Consider the following 18,837-nt stretch of genomic DNA (forward strand, 5'->3'; position numbering starts at 1 on the left):
CGAGGTATAAAATTTCCTGAAATGCGCTTTTTGCTTTTATGATCGTGCGCGATCAGCTTTTCGAGACCGGGCCGTAGCGGTTTTCGTCCGCCTTTCCCGACAGGGAGAGCAGCAGCACCAGCACCCCGAGAGCGCCAAGGTAACAGAAGTTGTTGAGGAACAGCAGGCCGAACAGGCGCGTATCGAAAGCGGGATCGGCGAAGAGCACCGGCATGCGCGCGAAGCCGAAGAACAGGAACGGCAGCGGCAGAAGTCCCCAGGCGCCGGAACGCCCGGTGTCGTGAAGGCGCCTGACGACGGCGGCGGCGATCAGCACGATCAGCAGGGCCATGATGCCCTCCATCGCCGTGAGGAACGGCGCGATATCCGGCATCAGTTCGGGATGATAGCCCTCGATCTCGATCTCGTAATGGCCGGGTCCCGAGGAGATCGTGGCCTGCTCCGGGTGCTCCAGCGCGAACCGGCGCATCTTCGCCATCGAGGCGAGCACCATCGGCATCGCCGTCGCAAAGCCGCCGACCATCGCGATTCCCGCGACCACCGCTGCCCATGGCCAGAACTGGGCGCGGGTCTCTCGGCCGGAAAATTTCGCCAGCCGTACAAGGTGATAGCCGATCATGTTGCCCCCTGATCCATCGCCGCGAGACTATCGCCGCATCCGGGGGACCACAAGCCGGGAGGGGATCAACCTAGCCCGGCGACGACCGCGTTGCAGAGCCGCGTCATCCGCTCGGCCCAGAGCGCCTGCCCCGCCGCATCGGCGATCTGGTCCTGCCGGATCTCGATGCTGAGATAGGGCCGGCCATGCGCCTCGGCATGGCGGTTCATCGAGGCGTTGAGAATGCGGCCCGAGTAAGGCTCCTGATCGCCGACGGTCAGCCCTTCCGCTGCCAGCAGCGGGATGGCGAGGCGGGCGGCGCGGTCGTCCTCATTATAGAGAATGCCGATCTCCCAGGGGCGCGGCTTGTCGCAAGTTGCCAGACCCGGCGTGAAGCTGTGCAGCGAGACGATCAGTGCGGGCGGCGCCTCCCCCAGCAGCTTTTCAAGCGCGGCATGATAGGGATCGAAATAGGCGGCCACGCGCGCCGCGCGGCCCTCGTCGCCGATCCGGTTGCCGGGGATATCATAGCCGTCCGAAACCTCGGGAAACATGCCGGGCATGCCGATATCCCGGTTGAGATCGCAGACGAGGCGGCTGATTCCGGCGAGCCAGGCGGCAGTACCGGGCGCGATCATCCGTTCCGCCACGGCCGCCACGCCGATATCGACGGCGATGTGCTGGTTCATCAGTTCGGCCGGAATGCCGAGGTCAATGCCCTCGGGCACATGGTTCGAGGCGTGGTCGGCAATGACGAGGATGCCGCCCTCGGCCGGGGTGCCGAGCAGGGTATAGGGTTCGGTTTTCAACGCAGTTTCCCGGATAATTGCCACCAGTCGGGGTGCTCCGCGGCGATCCTTGCCGCGGCCCGGCTTAAAACTTCCTGACTTTCGTAGAGCGCAAAGCACGTCGCCCCGGAGCCGGACATGCGGGCGAGGAAAGGCGCGGTCTCGTTCAGCGCAGCGAGCACGTCCGCAATCACCGGGCAGATGGCGATGGCGGGGCTTTCCAGATCGTTGCGACCCGCCAGGGCGATCTCGCGCAAGCTGCCGCCCGGCATGGCGCCGCGATCGCGCCCGTCCCAGGCCTTGAACACCGGCCCGGTCGGCACCGGCGCGCGCGGATTGACCAGCAGGACCGGGCAACCTTCGAGATCGTTCTCGGAGACTTCGGCAAGCTCGGTGCCGGTGCCGGTGCCGATGCAGGGGCGCGAAAGGACGCAGGCGGGCACATCCGCACCCAGCTTCGCCGCGCGCTCATGCCAGTCATCGGGAAGGCCGTGGGCGCGCTCGACCATGCGGAACACCGCCCCGGCGTCGGCGGAACCGCCGCCCAGCCCAGCCGCGACCGGCAGCCGCTTTTCAAGGTCGACAGTCCAGCCCGTTCCGTGGGGAAGCGCCGTCAGGGCCTTGGCGACGATATTGCCGAAGGGATCGTCGATCTTTCCCGCGAATTCACCGTGGGTGGTCAGGCTGTCCATGGCGGCAGGCGCTGCCGTCAGCTCATCCCCGGCATCGACGAAAGCGAACAGGGTTTCCAGCTCGTGATAGCCGTCCTCGCGCCGTCTGCGGACGTGAAGCGCGAGGTTGATCTTGGCATAGGCAGTTTCGGAAAGCATCGCGCTTCCATGACGCGGCGCGGACGCAGAGGCAAGATGAGCCTTGGTCCGCCGCACCTCACATCTCACCATAAAGCCGCGTCATCCTGAACGCGTTTCAGGATCCATCGGGCCGTTCGCGCCGAAGCGTCGTTTCACCAACGGCACCCGCAGCAAGCTACCTAAAGCACCGCCCTTGCTGCGCGATGGACCCTGAAACGAGTTCAGGGTGACGCGGGAAATTGCGCGAGGGTCGGGGCTTTGAAAAAATGGGAAGCTCTCGCCTCCCCTTTTCCGGATCACATATTGGGATAATTCGGCCCGCCGCCGCCTTCGGGAGTGACCCATTCGATGTTCTGGGTCGGGTCCTTGATGTCGCAGGTCTTGCAGTGGACGCAGTTCTGCGCGTTGATCTGGAGCTTCATGCCCGAACCGTCCGGATCGACGAACTCATAGACCCCCGCCGGGCAATACCGCGCTTCCGGCCCGGCATAGAGCGGCAGGTTGATCGCGGTGGGAACCGAGGGATCCTTGAGCTTCAGGTGAACCGGCTGGTCTTCCTCGTGGTTGGTGAACGAGTAGGACACGCTGGTCAGGCGGTCGAAGCTGATCACGCCGTCCGGCTTGGGATAGGCGATCGGCTGGTAGAGATCAGCGCGCTGGAGCGTCGAGGCATCGGTGTGATGCTTCATCGGCTTGGCAAGCCCGAAGCCGAACAGCGTGCGCAGCCACATGTCGGCGCCCGCCAGCACCGTGCCGATCTCGCCGCCCCACTTGGCGACCATCGGCTCGGCGTTCTGCACGAGCTTCAGTTCCCTCGCGATCCAGCTTTCGCGCACGGCGGTATCGTATTCGCCGAGCGTGTCCTGCTCGCGGCCCGCCTTGATCGCGGCAGCGATCGCCTCGGCCGCCAGCATGCCGCTCTTCATCGCGGTATGGGTGCCCTTGATGCGCGGCACATTGACGAAGCCCGCCGAGCAGCCCGCCAGCACGCCGCCCGGGAAGGCAAGCATCGGCACCGACTGCCAGCCGCCCTCGTTGATCGCACGCGCCCCGTAAGCGACGCGCTTGCCGCCTTCGAGGATCGCGCGGATTTCCGGGTGCTGCTTCCAGCGCTGGAATTCCTCGAACGGATAAACGTAGGGGTTCTTGTAATCGAGCGCGGTCACGAAACCGAGCGCGACCTGGTTGTTTGCCTGGTGGTAAAGGAAGCCGCCGCCCCACGAATCGCTCTCGCTCATCGGCCAGCCCTGGGTGTGGATCACCCGGCCGGGGACGTGCTTTTCCGCCGGGATGTCCCAGAGTTCCTTGATGCCGATGCCGTAGATCTGCGGCTGGCAATCCGCCTCCAGATCGTACTTCGCCTTGAGCCGCTTGGTCAGGTGGCCGCGCGCGCCTTCGCAGAACACGGTGTACTTGCCCAGCAGGTTCATGCCCGGCTGGAAATCGCCCTTGGGATTGCCCTCGCGGTCGATGCCCATGTCGCCGGTCTGGACGCCGATCACGGCGCCCTTGTCGTCATAGAGAATCTCGGCGGCCGGGAAGCCGGGGAAGATCTCGATCTCCAACGCCTCGGCCTGTTCGGCCAGCCAGCGGCAGAGGTTGCCCAACGAGCCGGTGTAGTTGCCGTCGTTCGACATGAACGGCGGCATCACCAGATGCGGCAGGGAGAACTTCTTCTTCTTCGTCAGGTGCCAGTGCCAGTTGTCGGTCACCGGGGTCTCGGCCAGCGGGCAGCCGTCCTCGCGCCAGGTCGGCAGCAGTTCGTCGAGCGCCTTGGGATCGATCGTCGCGCCCGACAGGATATGCGCGCCGATCTCCGAACCCTTCTCCAGCACGCAGACCGAAAGCTCCGGATCGACCTGTTTCAACCGGATCGCCGTCGCCAGGCCCGCAGGCCCTCCGCCCACGACGACGACGTCATACGGCATCTCTTCGCGTTCAATCATGGTGTCCACTGAGCCGGCCCCTAATTTAGTCGCTCGATTAATTTTCTCGAATTGCCTTGATTGGTGGAAGCCAAGAGGTCAAGACCCAGCCGATGGATCAGGCCCCAAATCGGCAATTTCTGGACGATATCACAGGTGCGCTAGGCTGGTGGCGCGAAGCCGGGGTCGATTTCGACTTCCTGGACGCGCCCCGCCAGTGGATCGTGCCCGAGGACGAGCAGGACGAAAACGGCGAGCGCCTGCCGCCGCGTCGCCGCCCGCCGGTGGAGGAAAACGCGCCTCCGCCGATGCCCACGCGCATCGATCCGGCGCTGCTCCCCGCCGACCTTCCCGCCTTCCGCGACTGGTGGATGCGCGAATCGCTGCTCGACGATGGCGGTCCGACCGGACGCATCCTCCCGCGCGGCGAGGCCGGTGCGGCACTGATGATCGTCGTCGAGACTCCCGAACCGCAGGACCGCGAAGAGCTGCTGACCGGCGCCCAGGGCAAATTGCTGGATGCCATGCTCGCCGCGTTCGGCACCCGCCGCGAGGACGTCTATCTCGCCAGCGCCCTGCCCCGCCACGATCCCTTGCCGGACTGGCGCGCGGCGGAGAATCGCGGAGTGGGCGATGCGCTCGCCCGCCACGTTAACCTTGTCGCGCCAGAGCGACTCATCGTGCTCGGCGGAAACGTCCTGTCGCTCGTTGGCCACGAATTGCCGCAACGCGCTGCCGTTTTAAGACAATTTCAGCATGAAGGACGTGTTATACCGCTTCTGGCCGGGTGGGGTCTCGCCGCGCTGATGCAGCAACCGCGCGCGAAGGCGAGCTTCTGGAACGCCTGGCTGGAGTGGACACAGTCTAAAACTGACACAAGAAATTAACCGTGCCGGAGGCTTCGACGTCCTGAAAGGACCGATCTTTCCCGGCAAAGCGGTCGCACGATGCGGGGAATGAATTTGAAACGATCCGGCAGGGAGAGAATCAGCAAGGGAGCATGGCGCAGCAGCGCTGCTCTTGCCGTTCTCGCCGTCCTATCCGTCGCAGGCGCAAGCCCGGCTTTCGCCAACAGCGCCGCCGTGGAATATTTCCGCACGCGCGCAGACAATACGGCGGTCCCCTCGCTCCTCAGCCAGGACGACCGCACTTACTACAAGCAGGCTTTCGACGCGGTCGATTCCAAGGACTGGTCCACCATACAGCGCATGTTGTCGGACCGCCCGGACGGCCCGCTCCACCAGCAACTTCGCGCCGCCTATTACCTCGCCTCGGGCTCGCCCAAGATCGAGCTGCCCGCCCTTGAATCGTGGCTGGCACAGGGCACCGAGCTGCCGGGCGCCGACCAGATCAGCCGCCTCGCGCTGAAGCGCGGCGCGGCCAGCGTGCCGTCGCTGCCTTCCGAGCAGCAGTTCGCCCGCCTCCCCACCATGGTCAAGCGCGTGCGCCCCTCGACGATCAACGACGGCACGATGCCGGCGATGATCGCCAATGGCATCAACGACCGCATCAAGGCCGACGATCCTACCGGCGCACGCGTGCTGCTCGATGGCATCGACGCCGGGCTCAGCCCTTCGTCGCAGGCCGAATGGCGCCAGAAGGTGGCGTGGAGCTTCTACATCGAGAACCAGGACGCGCAGGCCTATCAGCTGGCGCAGCTGGCCGCGATGGGCGCCGGCCCGTGGGTCGGCGAGGCCTGGTGGACCGCGGGCCTCGCGGCCTGGCGCCTGGGCGACTGCGACGGCGCGGCGGATGCCTTCGACAAGACCGCAAAGTCTTCCGAAAACGCCGAGCTGACCAGTGCGGCCCATTACTGGCGCAGCCGCGCGCTGATCCGCTGCCGCAAGCCCGAGCAGGCCTCGGCCGCGCTGCGCCTCGCCGCCGCGCGGGACGAGACGCTCTATGGCATGCTCGCCGCCGAACAGCTCGGCGTGAAGCTGCCCGAGCAGCACGCCGCCGCCGACTTCACCCAGAACGACTGGCAGGTGCTGCGCGGCAACACCAACATCCGCACCGCCGTGGAGCTGGCCGAGATCGGCAAGGACAGCCTGGCCGACGAAGTGCTGCGCCATCAGGCCCGGATCGGCACGCCCGACCAGTACGCCTCGATCACGCGCCTCGCCCGCGATCTCGGCCTGCCCTCGACCCAGCTCTGGATGGCCTACAATGCGCCGTTCGGCGGCAAGCCCGAGCCCGCAAGCCGCTTCCCGACGCCGAAGTGGACGCCGGTCGGCGGCTGGAAGGTCGATCCGGCGCTGGTCTATGCCCATGCCCTCCAGGAATCGATCTTCCAGACCAGCGTGGTGAGCCCGGCGGGTGCACGCGGCCTGATGCAGATCATGCCTGCCGCCGCCCGCGACCATGCCGGTTCGCTCGGCTACAACGGCAATGCGTCGGACCTCAACAGGCCCGAAGTGAACCTCGCCTTCGGCCAGCGTCATCTGGAAACGCTGCGCAACGATCCGGGCACGCAGGGCCTGCTGCCCAAGGTCATGGCCGCCTACAACGCCGGACCGCTGCCGGTGCGCCGGTGGAACACCGAGGTGAACTGCCAGGGCGATCCGCTGCTGTGGATCGAATCGCTGCCGTACTGGGAAACGCGCGGCTACGTGAACATAGTGCTCCGCAACTACTGGATGTACGAGCGGCAGGCGGGCGGTCAGTCGGAAAGCCGCATGGCGCTCGTGCAGGACATGTGGCCGACCTTCCCGGGGCTCTCCGGTTCGCAGGCCGTTCGCATGTCCGCGAACGGAGCGATTGTGCGTGGCCATTGATCTCGAGCGTGTCTTCAAGCCGATCCAGATTGCCGTCCTGACCGTCTCGGACACCCGAGGCCCGGAGGACGATACTTCGGGCGATATTCTCGCCCAGCGCGTCGTCGATGCCGGACACGCGCTGGTCGACCGGGCGATCGAGAAGGACGACGCCGATGTGATCGCCGCCCGGCTGAATGCCTGGATCGACGATCCCAACGTGGACGCGATCGTCTCCACCGGCGGCACCGGCCTGACCGGCCGCGACGTCACCCCGGAAGCGATCGACCGGGTGAAGGAACGCGACATTCCGGGCTTCGGCGAACTGTTCCGCTGGCTATCCTACAAGACCATCGGCACCTCGACGGTGCAGTCGCGGGCCTGCGCGGCCGTCGCGCGGGGGACCTACATCTTCGCCCTGCCCGGCTCGAACGGCGCGGTGAAGGACGGCTGGGACGGCATCCTCGCCGAACAGCTCGACAGCCGCAACCGGCCCTGCAATTTCGTGGAACTGATGCCGAGGCTTCGGGAGAAGTAGGAGTTATCCCGAGTGCCTCACGCCTCATACGTACACTAGCCACCCCACTTTTCGTCATTGCGAGCGTAGCGAAGCAATCCAGAGCGGCTTGAGATCGACTCTGGATTGCTTCGCTACGCTCGCAATGACGAAGTTGTAGTGCGCCGACGATCAGCGGAAAATCGGCAGGCGAGCGGCTTCGGCCTCGCTCAGCGCAATGCCGAACATTTCGCCCAGCAGACGCGCATATTCGGTGGCGGTCTCCACCTGCCGCACCTCGCTGGCACCGTTCCGGCTGAGCGTGAACTGGCGGTCGCTCAGCGAGGCGAAGCCGCCTTCCAATACCACACTGGCAACGCAGGCCGTCGTGAAGCGCGTGGCCGGTCGAGTCGAGGTCCAGTGGTTGCTCAGTTCCAGATCGTCCTGCGCCACATCGGCGAGGTCGAAGACGTATTGCGGCTGCCAGTCGCCGTGCGGCGCCGCACGACCATCGGTGCCGCTAACGGGTCCGGCCCGCTCCAATCGCCATTCGCCGCCCAGCGAACCACGCTCGCCGCTGCGCTGGAGGCGGTGCCAGGCGCCGTCGCCGGTCTGGACTTGCGCGCCGTCTTCCAGCGGCAATGGCGGAACGTAGGAACCGCCGAACCCGGCATCGGCAATCCACGCCGCGCCGCCGAGATTCACCAGCAGCAGCGTATGGGTGCGCGGCGGCACTTCGCCGTCGGACAAGCCCAGCAGCACCCGCGCCAGCAAGGGCCGGTTGACCAGCCCCATGGCCAAGAGAACATCGGAAAACAGGCGGTTCTGCTCGAAGCAATAACCGCCGCGCCCGCGCAGCACGAGTTTTTCGAACACGCTCTCGCTATCGATGCGGATGCCCTCGCCCAACAGGATCGCGAGGTTCTCGAAGCCGATGGATCGTCGGTGCGCTAGCTGGAGGCTGGCCAGCCCCTCGGGCGAAAGTGCAGGCGCTTCGGAAAGGCCGATGCGGGCGAAGTAACGAGCGAGATCCATGCCCCGTCTCTGCACCCCGCCGGGCGCCGGGGCAAGCCTGTGGATAAGCTGTTCAGAAACAGGGGATGGAGGGTGGAGACTATGTGGAGAAGCGGGGGAAATCCTGTGGATCACCCCCGGATGCTCCGCCCTACCGTCAGCCCTGAACGGCCGCCATCGCCTCGTGGAAGGCCTTGATCGCCGCCACTTCGTCGCCGTTCCAGACGGCGCCCGAGACCGCGAGGAAGTCCGCACCCGCGGTGACCAGCTCGCCGCAGTTTTCCGGCGTGATCCCGCCGATGGCCACACAGGGAATCTCGAAGATCCCCTGCCACCATGTCAGCAGGTCCACCCCCGCCATGTGCTTCACCTGCTTGGTGGTGGTCGGGAAGAAAGCACCGAAGGCAACGTAGTCCGCCCCGGCCTCGCCCGCATCCATCGCCAGGTGGCGGCTGTCATGGCAGGTCACGCCGATCTGCGCATCGCGGCCGAGAGCGTTGCGGGCTTCCTCGACCGTGCCGTCTTCCTGTCCGATATGCACACCGTCGGCGCCGAGGCGCTTGGCGAGGCTGATCGAATCGTTGACGATGAAGGCCACGCCGCGGTCGCCGCAGATCTTCTGCAAGGGCTCCGCGAGGCGCGCGGCCTCGTGCTGGTCGAGGTCCTTGACCCGGAACTGGAACGCCGCGACCGGCGCCGCGTCGAGCGCGCGCGCTAGGCGTTCGGGAAATCCGCCGGCCACTTCCAGCGGCGAGATCAGGTAGAGCTGCGTCGGTTCGCGTTCGATATCGTCCATGGCTGCCGCCCTAGAGCATTTTCAAGTCAGGTGAAATCACCTGACGGCTCGGAAAATGCGACCTGCAAAGAAAAGATCGGGCGACTAGGCCCGATCCGTTCCATCGACGCAGGAAAAGGCTTCGTCATTCGCACAAAGGCGATAGTTAGGACGAGGTTCAGCCGCGATGCGGTTTTCTGCCGGAATCGCCGTTCGGCCAAAACAGACACGTGTGAGGATCATGAGACGACGCGCCTTATCGACCGCCCTTTCGCTCATGACCGCCCTCGTCGCGCTTTCGGCCTGCCGGATCATACCGGAAACGCCGGGTGGAGCGCCGCCCCGGCCTATCGAGGCCCCACCGCCCCCCCAACCTGACGTTCGCGGCACCGATCCTCGCACGCTGCCGCCCCAATCGCCGCCCGACGCTGCGCCGCCCACCGATTTCTACACGCCGCAATCACCTGATCCGGCCCCCACGTCCCCCGCTCCGCCGCCCGGTCCCTACAATGGCCCGCCTCTGGCCTATACCCGCATCGGGGAGACCATCTCCGTAGGTGGACCAAAAGTGACCCCCCTGGCCTTGCTGGAAGACAGCCGCTGCGCCGAGGGAACCCAGTGCGTCTGGGCCGGACGCCTGCGCGCGCGGGTCCGCGTGGACCTCGGTTCCGGCCCCCGCGAGATGGAGATGACACTGGGTCAGCCGGTGCAGGTGGCGGACGGCCAGCTCGATCTGCTGGATGCCCTGCCCCACCCCGTCGGCGGCAAGAAGCCCGCGCCGCTCGCCTACCAGTTCGGCTTCCGCTTCATGGGCGGTCTCTGAGAAACGGGAAAGGGCGGCGCCTTGCGGCACCGCCCTTTCCTTCAAGCGACAGTCGCAACCGCCGATCAGGCCGTCGCCGCAGCGCCCACCTTCTGGGTCGAACCCTTGAAGATCTCGTCGATCGCCTCGCCCAGCGCGGCATCGAACTCGGCATCGCTCATCTGCGCGCGCAGGTCCTGGAGCAGCGCGCGGCTGAAGCTGGCGATGATGCCCTTGTTCTTCGCCAGTTCGACGCAGGCCTCGGGACGCTCGTAGCCGCCCGAGAGCGCCACGACGCGCAGCACATTGGGATGCGCAACCAGCGGGTCGAAGGTGCCCGGCACGATCGGCAGCGAGAGCTTGAGCATGACGCGCGTGCCTTCCGGCAGCGCATCGAGGTTCTTGAGAAGCTCGGCCAGGAGCAGCGTGTCGCACTCGGCGCGCGTCTCGCTCTTGATGTTCACTTCGGGCTCGATGATCGGCATCATGCCGTGCGACAGCACCTGCTGACCGATCTCGAACTGCTGCTTCACGACGGCGGCGATGCCCTCGGCATTGGCCGAGTGGATGACCGAGCGCTCCTTGGTGCCGTAGACGCCGAGGGCCTTCGACCGTTCGAGCAGGGCGTCGAGGGTCGGCATCGGCTTCATCAGCTGTACGCCGTTGGCCTCGTCCTCAAGACCCTTGTCGATCTTGATGAAGGGAACCACGCCCTTGGCGATCAGCGCCTGCGGAGTGGGCACGCCGGCGACTTCGCCATCCATGGTCCGCTCGAACAGGATCGCGCCGATCACCTTGTCACCGGTGAAGGCCGGCGAAGCGATGATGCGGGCGCGCATCTGGTGGATGAGACCGAACATCTCTTCTTCGGTCGACCAGGCGCCTTCCTCGATGCCGTAGCCCTTGAGCGCCTTCGGGGTCGAACCGCCGCTCTGATCGAGCGCGGCGATAAAGCCGTTCCCGCCGGCCACCTTGGCCGTCATCTCTGAAAATTCCATGGTTTTTCTCCTCCTAGATTGTGTGAGCAATCATGAAACGGGCTTATTCTTCGAGGCTCCGTTTCGCAACTGCGGCAAAAGGCTATCCGTCCGTTGGGCGACCCGTTCCAGCGAAGAGCCGCGCATGCCTGCGGCGTCGCAGCATGTCGGACAGCAAGGTGCGGGCGGGCACGTCGATCCAACGCACGCAGAACCACGCGGTGGCGAGGCAGGCGCCGAGATAGACGAAGGCCATCAGCACTTCGTTGTAATGCAGGTCGTCCTTGAAGTAGCGCATCGGCTCGATCAGCGCCCAATGCACCGCATAGAGCGCAAAGGAGACCTCGCCCACGAACCAGGCCGCAGGCGCCAGCTTGCGCGAGGGTTCGACGCGCGAGCCGAACCAGACCAGCAGCGGCGAGATCACCAGCGTGCAGGCGAGGTCGAAATGGCTCTCCGCGATCCACTTGGGATCGGCCAGCAGCATCGCGGCGATGGCGGCCAGACAGAAGAGCCCGCCCAGCGTCGCCGGTCGATGCGCGGGCTGGCGGAGCCGGGCAATGAGCATGCCCGCGCAGAAAGAATATAGCGTCCGTGCCAAGGCCAGCGACCACTCGTGCCAGACCGCACCGATATTGCCCGAGCCGTTTTCCAGCACGGCGGGCACGAACCGCCAGGCCGAGACCGCGCAGACCGCCAGCAGCGCCAGGCGCGGCAGACGGAACAGCACGAGGATCATTACGAGATTGGCGACCAGTTCGTAGAACAGCGACCAGGCCGGAACATTGAGCGGGAACAGCGTGCCGGTCAGCGGAGACGGCAGCATGAACGCATTGATCGCCGTACTGATGACGATCGTCGGCAGCCTTAGCGAGGTATCGCCGCCGGTATAATGGCGCACCACGCCCACGGTCGTCGTCAACACGATGCCGACGAGGAACAGCGGATAGAGCCGCACGAGGCGCTTCGTCATGAAGTCCCCGGTGCCCATCCCGCCCTGCCAGCGCGGCAGGTAGCTGGTGCAGAGCACGAAGCCGGAAAGCGCGAAGAAGAAGTCCACCGCGACATAGCCGTGCGGGGCCTGCGAGATATTGAAATGGAACAGCGCGACGGCAAGCGCGGCGATCCCGCGCATGCCGTCGAGCGTTACATAGCGGCCGTGCCAGGGCAGTTGCCGCTCAGGACGAGCGGCAGGCATCGAAGTGTTCATGCGTGCCGCCCCTCCCCAGCGTGTCCGTCCAATCAGACCGAAAGCGCAGCCACGCCGGGAAGTTCCTTGCCTTCCATCCATTCGAGGAAGGCACCGCCCGCCGTCGAGATGTACGAGAAGTCGCCCGCCACGCCTGCATGGTTGAGCGCCGCGACCGTGTCGCCGCCGCCCGCCACCGAGACCAGCGAACCTTCGCGGGTCAGCGCCGCTGCCGTCTTTGCCAGGGCAACGGTCGCCGCATCGAAGGGCACCGTCTCGAAGGCGCCGAGCGGACCGTTCCACACGAGCGTGCGGCAGGTCTTGAGCACGTCGCTCAGCGCTTCCACCGCGAGCGGACCGACGTCGAGGATCATCTCGTCCGCCGCCACTTCATGGACGTTGCAGGTACGCAGGCTGGGCGGATTGGCGGCGAATTCCTTCGAGACCACCACTTCGTAAGGCAGGTGCACGGTGCAGCCCGCGGTGTCGGCGGTATCGAGGATCTCGTTCGCCGTGCCGGTGAGGTCGTGCTCGCAGAGCGACTTGCCCACGTCCACGCCCTTGGCGGCGAGGAAGGTGTTGGCCATGCCGCCGCCGATGATGAGGTGATCGACCTGGGTCACGAGGTGCTTGAGCACGTCGAGCTTCGAGGAAACCTTGGCGCCGCCGACGACGGCCGCGACCGGCTTTTCAGGCTTGCCGAGCGCCTTGTCGAGCGCTTCCAGCTCGGCCTGCATCGAACGGCCCGCATAGGCCGGAAGCACATGTGCGAGGCCCTCGGTCGTCGCGTGGGCACGGTGGGCGGCGGAGAAGGCGTCGTTGACGTAGAAATCGGCGTTGGCGGCAATCGCCTTGACCAGTTCGGGGTCGTTCTTTTCCTCGCCCTTCCAGAAGCGGGTGTTCTCGAGGATGGAGATGTCGCCCGCGCGCAGGATGCCGACGGCCTGCTTGACCACGTCACCGGCGATTTCCGGCACGAACATCACTTCCTTGCCGAGCACCTTCTCGACCGCACCGACCACCATCGACAGCGACTGGGTGGAGACGCGCTCGCCCTTGGGGCGGCCGAAGTGCGCGAGCAGGAGGACCTTGGCGCCCTTTTCGGCGAGTTCCAGCACGGTCGGCGCGGCGGCGCGGATGCGGGTGTCGTCGGTGACGACGGCGTCCTGCATCGGCAGGTTGAGGTCCACGCGCACCAGCGCGACCTTGCCCGTCACGTCACCAAGGTCATCAAGGGTCTTGAAAGCGCTCATTGCTCGATCCTCACGCTAATTTCTTCTCGGATTCAGCACTGCGCCGCGAAAGTCCGATTGGACTTTCGCGGCGACAGCAAGGACGACGGATCGGTTTCGATCCGTCGTCATCGTCATTTTCAGAGCAGGCCTGCCATCACGCCGGCCGTGTCGACCATGCGGTTGGAGAAGCCCCACTCGTTGTCGTACCACGACAGGACGCGAACCAGCTTGCCTTCGAGAACCGACGTCTCAAGGCTGTCGATGGTCGACGAGTGCGCGTCGTGGTTGAAGTCGATCGAGACCAGCGGCTCTTCGGTGTAGCCCAGCACGCCCTTGAGTTCGCCCTCGGCCGCTTCCTTGAGCAGCGCGTTGACTTCCTCGGCGGTGGTGTCGCGCTTCGGCACGAAGGTCAGGTCGACGACCGAGACGTTCGGGGTCGGCACGCGGATCGACGAACCGTCGAGCTTGCCCTTGAGGTCCGGAAGAACGAGGCCCACGGCAACGGCGGCGCCGGTGCTGGTCGGGATCATGTTCATCGCGGCGGCGCGGGCGCGGCGCGGATCGCTGTGGATCTGGTCGAGGATCTTCTGGTCGTTGGTATACGAGTGGATCGTGGTCATCAGACCGCGCTCGATACCGATCTTCTCATGCAGGACCTTGGCGAAGGGCGCCAGGCAGTTGGTGGTGCACGAGGCGTTCGACACGACGACGTGATCGGCGGTCAGTTCCTTGTGGTTCACGCCGTAGACGACCGTGAGATCCACGCCCTTGGCCGGCGCCGAGACGAGCACGCGCTTGGCGCCCGCGTCGATGTGCTTGGAGGCCGATTCCTTGTTGGTGAAGAAGCCGGTGCATTCGAGCACGATGTCCACGCCCTGCGCGGCATGCGGCAGGTTCGCGGGGTCGCGCTCGGCCGTCACATGGATGCGCTTGCCGTTGATGACGAGGTCGGTGCCGTCAACTTCCACGGTGCCTTCGAAGGTGCCGTGGACGCTGTCGCGCTTGAACAGGAGGGCATTGGCCTTGGCGTCGGCCAGGTCGTTGATCGACACCAGCTCGAGGTCATGGTCCGTGCGTTCGAGAATGGCGCGGGCGACATTGCGCCCGATGCGTCCGAAACCGTTGATCGCAACCTTGGTCGCCATAGGTAAATTCTCCTGTTTACACGCTGAGCTTGTTGAGGATCTTCGGAACGATCGCGTCGACGGTGAAGCCGAAGCGAGCGAACAGGTCCTTGGCCGGAGCCGAGGCGCCGAAGCGGTCGAGACCGATGTTCAGGCCGCCGTTGCGGCTCTGTGCGGTATAGCGTTCCCAGCCCATGGTGATGCCGGCTTCGATCGAGACCTTCAGGATCGACGCATCGTTGGGCAGGATTTCATGCTGGTAGGCTTCGTCCTGGGCGGCGAAAAGCTCCATGCAGGGCATCGAGACGACGTCCGCGCCGATTCCCTGGGCTTCCAGTTCGTCCTTCACCTTCACGGCCAGTTCGACTTCCGAACCGGTGGCGATCAGGATCACCTTGCGGTCGGCATCGGCATGGCGGAGCGTATAGGCGCCGCGGGCCGAAAGCATGTCGCCGGTCTTGCGCAGCTGCGGCAGGTTCTGGCGGGTCAGCGCCAGGACCGAAGGCGTATCCTCGGATTCGAGCGCGATGTTCCAGCATTCCGCCGTCTCGATGACGTCGGCCGGGCGGAACACGTAGAGGTTCGGGATCAGGCGCATCGACATGACGTGCTCAACCGGCTGGTGGGTCGGGCCATCTTCGCCAAGGCCGATCGAATCGTGGGTGAGCACGTAGATCGCGCGGGTCTGCTGGAGCGCCGAGAGACGGATCGCGTTGCGGCAGTAGTCCGAGAAGATCAGGAAGGTGCCGCCGTAGGGGATCACGCCGCCGTGCAGCGCCATGCCGTTGAGGGCAGCGGCCATGCCGAATTCACGGATGCCGTAGTAGACGTAACGGCCGCCGTAGTTGTCGGACGTGAACGGTTCCTGGCACTTGGCCTTGGTGTTGTTCGAGCCGGTGAGGTCGGCCGAGCCGCCGATCATCTCGGGGATCGCCGGAGCCAGCACGTTCAGCCAGTTTTCCGAGGCCTTGCGGGTGGCGACGGTGGAGTCGCCTTCCAGCCACTCGGCCAGCTTGGCGCGGATCGCGTCGGTCTCGGGCAGTTCGCCGGCCATGCGGCGGCCGAATTCCTCGCCCTTGTCCGAAGCGGCCAGGCGAGTGAACCATTCGGCGTGGGCAGCGGCGCCCTTTTCGCCAAGCGAGCGCCAGTCGGCGAGGATCTCGGCAGGCACTTCGAACGGAGCCGAGGTCCAGCCAAGGTATTCGCGGGCAGCGGCCACTTCGGCCTCGCCCAGCGCGGCGCCGTGCACGTCGTGGCCGCCCTGCTTGTTGGGGGCGCCCTTGCCGATCACGGTCTTGCAGGCGACGAGCGTCGGCTTGTCCGAAGCGGCGGCCTCGGCCAGCGCGCGTTCGATGTCGGCGAAGTCATGGCCGTCGCACTCGAACACGTCCCAGCCCGAAGCGCGGTAGCGCGCCGGAATGTCTTCGCTGGTCGAAAGCGAGGTGTCGCCGTCGATGGTGATCTTGTTGTCGTCCCACAGAACCTTGAGGCGGTCGAGCTTCAGCGTGCCGGCCAGACCGATGGCTTCGTGGTTGATGCCTTCCATGAGGCAGCCGTCACCGGCGATAACCCAGGTCTTGTGGTCGACCAGATCGTCGCCGAAGGTGGCGTTGAGCTGACGCTCCGCCATCGCCATGCCGACCGCCATGGCCAGGCCCTGGCCGAGCGGGCCGGTGGTGCATTCCACGCCTTCGATCAGGAAGTTTTCCGGGTGACCGGCGCAGACCGAACCGAGCTGGCGGAAGTTCCGGATGTCGTCCATCGTCGGGCTGGCATAGCCGGTCAGGTGGAGCAGCGAGTAGATCAGCATCGAACCGTGACCGGCGGACAGCACGAAGCGGTCGCGATCGGCCCACTTGGGCTGTGCGGGATCGAACTTGAGGAACTTCGAGAACAGGACGGTCGCGACGTCGGCCATGCCCATCGGCATGCCGGGGTGGCCACTGTTGGCCGCCTGAACAGCGTCCATCGACAGCGCCCGGATGGCATTGGCCATCGGCGCGAGACGGTCAGCAGCAAGGGTCATCGTGAAAGCTCCGGAAACGGAAGGAATGGGACGATTCGAACTTGCCGACCCCCTTTAGGGCGAGGCCGTCTCCCGTCAAGTTCACCGCGGAGGGATTGGCCTGCGGTATACTTAGTGGCTTGTACATAGAAGTGCCCATCGTATGGTGGCACATTCCGCCCGGCTGATCGAAAGCCCTGTGAACAAGGCCGGGCAATTGATTGCCTTTTGGTCATTTCACGGTAGCGAAACGGCGATGGACAAGGTGACCAACGAGGCCGCGACCGAGCAGGCAGTCGACAGGATCCGGGCGGCGCTCGCCCGGCTTGAACGCGCGGTATCGCAGAGCCGCGACTTGCAGGAGCGCCACGACCGCCTGCGCGACACCGTAGAGGACGCGCTCGGCGAGATCGATGCCCTTCTCGCCCAAGGGAAATCCTGAAGCGATGGCAAACGTCACTCTCACGATCGGCGGACGCGAATTCATGCTCGCCTGCGCGGACGGCGAGGAAGCCCACGTCACCCGCCTCGCGCAGATGATCGACGAGAAGCTCGTGCAGGCCGGAGTCGTCGGCCAGACCGAGCCGCGCATGCTGCTCTTCGCCTCGCTGATGCTGGCGGACGAACTGCACGAGCTGCGCCAGCGTCCGGCGGTCGCACCTGCCGCGCCGCCGCCCGCTCCGGAACCGGAAATTCCCCAGGTTCTGGTCGAGGAACTGGCGCGGATTGCCGATCATGTCGAAAATCTTGCAGACCTCCTTGAGCAGCGCGCTCCGAATGCCTAAATAAGAGGCGACGGGAACTGCCCGGCACGAGCCGTACGAACATCCCTGAGGCTATAAGCAATCCAAAGGGAGCTGTCCCTGCCCGGACCCTGGTCCGACGCACATGGTTCCCACCTGACGTCGAGGCGTCAGAGGATTTCTCGAGCAAACGACCCATGGTGGTCCCGTCACCCCCTCATCAGGCCGGAAGGATACTTCCGGTCCTAGATTCGTCTGAAAATTGAGTCCGTCTGGAAATTCGCGAAATGCGATTTTTGCGGTATCAGACCGCAGGAAAATGCCCTCATGGGCATTTTTCAAACGGACTCTTATCTTTTTCGGCATGAGCAGTGCCGGAATTCCGACATGCCGCGAAAGACCTTCGGTGCTATTGTCGCGGCCCTGACCAGATTTTGCAGGAATGGGACCCACGGTGGATTCGTCGCCCCCTCTCTCTCCACCATCCGAGAAAAGCGCCCTGCGCAAGATGCACCGGGCCGCACGCGCAGAGCATGTCGCCTCGCTGCCGCAGGGCATGCGCGCGCTCGTGCTCAACCGCCCGCCCGCTCCCGTCGCGGAAATGATGCCCGAGGGACTGACCATCGGTCTCTACGCACCCGTCGGTGACGAGGCTCCGGCCTTCGGCTGGGCACGCTGGCTCTCGGAACACGACCGCCGCATCGCCCTGCCCTGGTTCGCCGCCAAGGACAGCGCAATGGAGTTCCGCGAATGGGCCAATCCCTTCGACGAGGAACAGCTCACGATCGGCCCTTGGGGCGCGCTCCAGCCGCTTGCGGACGCGAAGCCCGTGGTTCCGGCGATCGTCGTGGTTCCCCTGATCGCCTTCACGGCGGAAGGACACCGACTCGGCCAGGGCGGCGGTCACTACGATCGCTGGCTGGAAGCCAATCCCGACGTTCCCGCGATCGGCCTTGCCTGGGACTGCCAGTTGGCCGACACTCTCCCCATCGAGCCGCACGACCGCATTCTCGACGCGATCGTGACGCCGACTCGAATCTATGAGGGAGAGATCTGACTTGCGCGAGACCCCGACCTGGCGAATCCCCATCGGGGTCCTCGGCCTGCTCGTCGCCCTGTGCGTCTACGGCCTGCTGATCGCGCGATACCTGCCGCCGGTGATCGGAACCTGGCACGCCCTGCTCCAGACGCCGATCTACCTCGCGCTCGGGGTGATATGGATATTGCCGCTGAAGCGGTTCCTGATCTGGATGGAGACCGGACGCTGGGGGTGATTCTCCAGCGTTCTTTTTTACGCGCGTCCGAAGCAGACAAAAGAAAAGGCCGGGCGTTAACCCGGCCTTTTTCGTTTCATTGCTTGACCAATTCCCGTGAAGGAAATGGCGCGAGTGACGGGGCTCGAACCCGCGACCTCCGGCGTGACAGGCCGGCACTCTAACCAACTGAGCTACACCCGCGCAGCAATGTATGTGAGGTTTTTAGACTACCTCAAGTCGCTGGTTTACCAGCATTATCCCTACCTGTCACAGACAGGGAATTTCCCAAGTGGCGCGAGTGACGGGGCTCGAACCCGCGACCTCCGGCGTGACAGGCCGGCACTC

At 65.3% G+C, this 18,837-nt stretch carries 19 protein-coding genes and 2 tRNA genes (1 of these 21 cut by a window edge); 8 read left to right on the top strand and 13 right to left on the bottom strand.

The genetic code is table 11. The annotated features are described in order from the left end of the window. Positions 1-52: 52 nt before the first annotated feature. The 4 genes from V7066_RS08885 to V7066_RS08900 form a co-directional block, all read right to left on the bottom strand. Positions 53-619: a DUF805 domain-containing protein gene (locus tag V7066_RS08885; protein ID WP_334182697.1), complete on the bottom strand. Its 567-nt coding sequence runs from the start codon at positions 617-619 to the stop codon at positions 53-55. Between the two features lie 65 nt (positions 620-684). Next, positions 685-1,407: an N-formylglutamate amidohydrolase gene (locus tag V7066_RS08890; protein WP_334182698.1), complete on the bottom strand. Its 723-nt coding sequence runs from the start codon at positions 1,405-1,407 to the stop codon at positions 685-687. Next, positions 1,404-2,216 carry a 4-(cytidine 5'-diphospho)-2-C-methyl-D-erythritol kinase gene (locus V7066_RS08895; protein ID WP_334182699.1) on the bottom strand — a complete coding sequence of 271 codons (813 nt, stop codon included), beginning with the start codon at positions 2,214-2,216 and terminating at the stop codon, positions 1,404-1,406. The genes V7066_RS08890 and V7066_RS08895 overlap by 4 nt, the downstream gene beginning before the upstream one ends. 278 nt (positions 2,217-2,494) lie before the next feature. Further along, complete coding sequence (locus V7066_RS08900) at positions 2,495-4,144, bottom strand: electron transfer flavoprotein-ubiquinone oxidoreductase (protein ID WP_334182744.1); 1,650 nt, start codon at positions 4,142-4,144, stop codon at positions 2,495-2,497. A gap of 92 nt (positions 4,145-4,236) precedes the next feature. Between V7066_RS08900 and V7066_RS08905 the strand changes: the two genes are divergently transcribed. The 3 genes from V7066_RS08905 to moaB all read left to right on the top strand — a co-directional run bounded on the left by V7066_RS08905 (position 4,237) and on the right by moaB (position 7,414). Then, positions 4,237-5,010, top strand: coding sequence for a uracil-DNA glycosylase family protein (locus V7066_RS08905; protein ID WP_334182700.1), 774 nt, complete (start codon positions 4,237-4,239; stop codon positions 5,008-5,010). Positions 5,011-5,079: 69 nt separating this feature from the next. Then, positions 5,080-6,897, top strand: a complete 1,818-nt coding sequence (locus V7066_RS08910; RefSeq protein WP_334182701.1) for a lytic transglycosylase domain-containing protein — start codon at positions 5,080-5,082, stop codon at positions 6,895-6,897. Next, on the top strand, positions 6,887-7,414 hold the full coding sequence (gene moaB, locus V7066_RS08915) for a molybdenum cofactor biosynthesis protein B (protein WP_334182702.1): 528 nt from the start codon (positions 6,887-6,889) through the stop codon (positions 7,412-7,414). Before V7066_RS08910 ends, moaB begins: the two co-directional genes overlap by 11 nt. 150 nt (positions 7,415-7,564) lie before the next feature. Here the strand turns inward: moaB and V7066_RS08920 are convergent, their stop codons facing one another. Further along, the gene (locus V7066_RS08920) at positions 7,565-8,407 is read right to left on the bottom strand and encodes an arylamine N-acetyltransferase family protein (RefSeq protein ID WP_334182703.1); all 843 of its coding nucleotides are present in this window, start codon (positions 8,405-8,407) and stop codon (positions 7,565-7,567) included. Positions 8,408-8,543: 136 nt separating this feature from the next. Further along, the gene (gene thiE / locus V7066_RS08925; RefSeq protein ID WP_334182704.1) at positions 8,544-9,182 is read right to left on the bottom strand and encodes a thiamine phosphate synthase; all 639 of its coding nucleotides are present in this window, start codon (positions 9,180-9,182) and stop codon (positions 8,544-8,546) included. Positions 9,183-9,438: 256 nt separating this feature from the next. Between thiE and V7066_RS08930 the strand changes: the two genes are divergently transcribed. Next, positions 9,439-9,984, top strand: a complete 546-nt coding sequence (locus V7066_RS08930) for a hypothetical protein (RefSeq protein ID WP_334182705.1) — start codon at positions 9,439-9,441, stop codon at positions 9,982-9,984. A 65-nt stretch (positions 9,985-10,049) separates the two neighbouring features. On the opposite strand, the gene V7066_RS08935 is transcribed toward V7066_RS08930, so the two are convergent. The 5 genes from V7066_RS08935 to tkt all read right to left on the bottom strand — a co-directional run bounded on the left by V7066_RS08935 (position 10,050) and on the right by tkt (position 16,514). Continuing rightward, the gene (locus tag V7066_RS08935) at positions 10,050-10,961 is read right to left on the bottom strand and encodes a fructose bisphosphate aldolase (RefSeq protein WP_334182706.1); all 912 of its coding nucleotides are present in this window, start codon (positions 10,959-10,961) and stop codon (positions 10,050-10,052) included. Between the two features lie 82 nt (positions 10,962-11,043). Continuing rightward, on the bottom strand, positions 11,044-12,150 hold the full coding sequence (locus tag V7066_RS08940; protein WP_334182707.1) for an acyltransferase family protein: 1,107 nt from the start codon (positions 12,148-12,150) through the stop codon (positions 11,044-11,046). A 32-nt stretch (positions 12,151-12,182) separates the two neighbouring features. After that, positions 12,183-13,382: a phosphoglycerate kinase gene (locus V7066_RS08945; RefSeq protein ID WP_334182708.1), complete on the bottom strand. Its 1,200-nt coding sequence runs from the start codon at positions 13,380-13,382 to the stop codon at positions 12,183-12,185. A gap of 119 nt (positions 13,383-13,501) precedes the next feature. After that, a complete protein-coding gene (gap, locus tag V7066_RS08950) occupies positions 13,502-14,509 on the bottom strand; it encodes a type I glyceraldehyde-3-phosphate dehydrogenase (protein ID WP_334182709.1) in 1,008 nt (335 codons plus the stop codon). Positions 14,510-14,525: 16 nt separating this feature from the next. After that, complete coding sequence (tkt, locus tag V7066_RS08955; RefSeq protein WP_334182710.1) at positions 14,526-16,514, bottom strand: transketolase; 1,989 nt, start codon at positions 16,512-16,514, stop codon at positions 14,526-14,528. 178 nt (positions 16,515-16,692) lie between these two features. Between tkt and V7066_RS08960 the strand changes: the two genes are divergently transcribed. The 4 genes from V7066_RS08960 (at position 16,693) to V7066_RS08975 (ending at position 18,510) form a co-directional block, all read left to right on the top strand. Continuing rightward, complete coding sequence (locus V7066_RS08960; protein WP_334182711.1) at positions 16,693-16,935, top strand: hypothetical protein; 243 nt, start codon at positions 16,693-16,695, stop codon at positions 16,933-16,935. A 4-nt stretch (positions 16,936-16,939) separates the two neighbouring features. Further along, positions 16,940-17,278, top strand: a complete 339-nt coding sequence (locus V7066_RS08965) for a cell division protein ZapA (protein ID WP_334182712.1) — start codon at positions 16,940-16,942, stop codon at positions 17,276-17,278. Between the two features lie 412 nt (positions 17,279-17,690). Next, entirely contained in the window at positions 17,691-18,293 is a 603-nt protein-coding gene (locus tag V7066_RS08970) for a 5-formyltetrahydrofolate cyclo-ligase (RefSeq protein WP_334182713.1), read from the top strand. A 1-nt stretch (position 18,294) separates the two neighbouring features. Then, a complete protein-coding gene (locus V7066_RS08975) occupies positions 18,295-18,510 on the top strand; it encodes a DUF2842 domain-containing protein (protein WP_334182714.1) in 216 nt (71 codons plus the stop codon). A 106-nt stretch (positions 18,511-18,616) separates the two neighbouring features. Here the strand turns inward: V7066_RS08975 and V7066_RS08980 are convergent. Both V7066_RS08980 and V7066_RS08985 read right to left on the bottom strand, forming a co-directional pair. Next, a tRNA-Asp gene (locus V7066_RS08980) sits at positions 18,617-18,693 on the bottom strand. Between the two features lie 89 nt (positions 18,694-18,782). Further along, positions 18,783-18,837, bottom strand: a tRNA-Asp gene (locus tag V7066_RS08985); it runs 122 nt beyond the window's last position.

The organism is Novosphingobium sp. (assembly GCF_036820275.1).
GTDB lineage: Bacteria > Pseudomonadota > Alphaproteobacteria > Sphingomonadales > Sphingomonadaceae > Novosphingobium.

Excerpts from the sequence above, each read along its gene's own strand:
- V7066_RS08930 (WP_334182705.1), top strand. The coding sequence starts at position 9,439 with ATGACCGCCCTCGTCGCGCTTTCGGCCTGCCGGATCATACCGGAAACG.
- thiE (WP_334182704.1), bottom strand. The coding sequence starts at position 9,182 with ATGGACGATATCGAACGCGAACCGACGCAGCTCTACCTGATCTCGCCG.
- tkt (WP_334182710.1), bottom strand. The coding sequence starts at position 16,514 with ATGACCCTTGCTGCTGACCGTCTCGCGCCGATGGCCAATGCCATCCGG.
- V7066_RS08885 (WP_334182697.1), bottom strand. The coding sequence starts at position 619 with ATGATCGGCTATCACCTTGTACGGCTGGCGAAATTTTCCGGCCGAGAG.
- gap (WP_334182709.1), bottom strand. The coding sequence starts at position 14,509 with ATGGCGACCAAGGTTGCGATCAACGGTTTCGGACGCATCGGGCGCAAT.
- V7066_RS08965 (WP_334182712.1), top strand. The coding sequence starts at position 16,940 with ATGGCAAACGTCACTCTCACGATCGGCGGACGCGAATTCATGCTCGCC.
- V7066_RS08895 (WP_334182699.1), bottom strand. The coding sequence starts at position 2,216 with ATGCTTTCCGAAACTGCCTATGCCAAGATCAACCTCGCGCTTCACGTC.
- V7066_RS08910 (WP_334182701.1), top strand. The coding sequence starts at position 5,080 with ATGAATTTGAAACGATCCGGCAGGGAGAGAATCAGCAAGGGAGCATGG.
- V7066_RS08905 (WP_334182700.1), top strand. The coding sequence starts at position 4,237 with ATGGATCAGGCCCCAAATCGGCAATTTCTGGACGATATCACAGGTGCG.
- V7066_RS08900 (WP_334182744.1), bottom strand. The coding sequence starts at position 4,144 with ATGATTGAACGCGAAGAGATGCCGTATGACGTCGTCGTCGTGGGCGGA.
- V7066_RS08920 (WP_334182703.1), bottom strand. The coding sequence starts at position 8,407 with ATGGATCTCGCTCGTTACTTCGCCCGCATCGGCCTTTCCGAAGCGCCT.
- V7066_RS08935 (WP_334182706.1), bottom strand. The coding sequence starts at position 10,961 with ATGGAATTTTCAGAGATGACGGCCAAGGTGGCCGGCGGGAACGGCTTT.
- V7066_RS08940 (WP_334182707.1), bottom strand. The coding sequence starts at position 12,150 with ATGAACACTTCGATGCCTGCCGCTCGTCCTGAGCGGCAACTGCCCTGG.
- V7066_RS08945 (WP_334182708.1), bottom strand. The coding sequence starts at position 13,382 with ATGAGCGCTTTCAAGACCCTTGATGACCTTGGTGACGTGACGGGCAAG.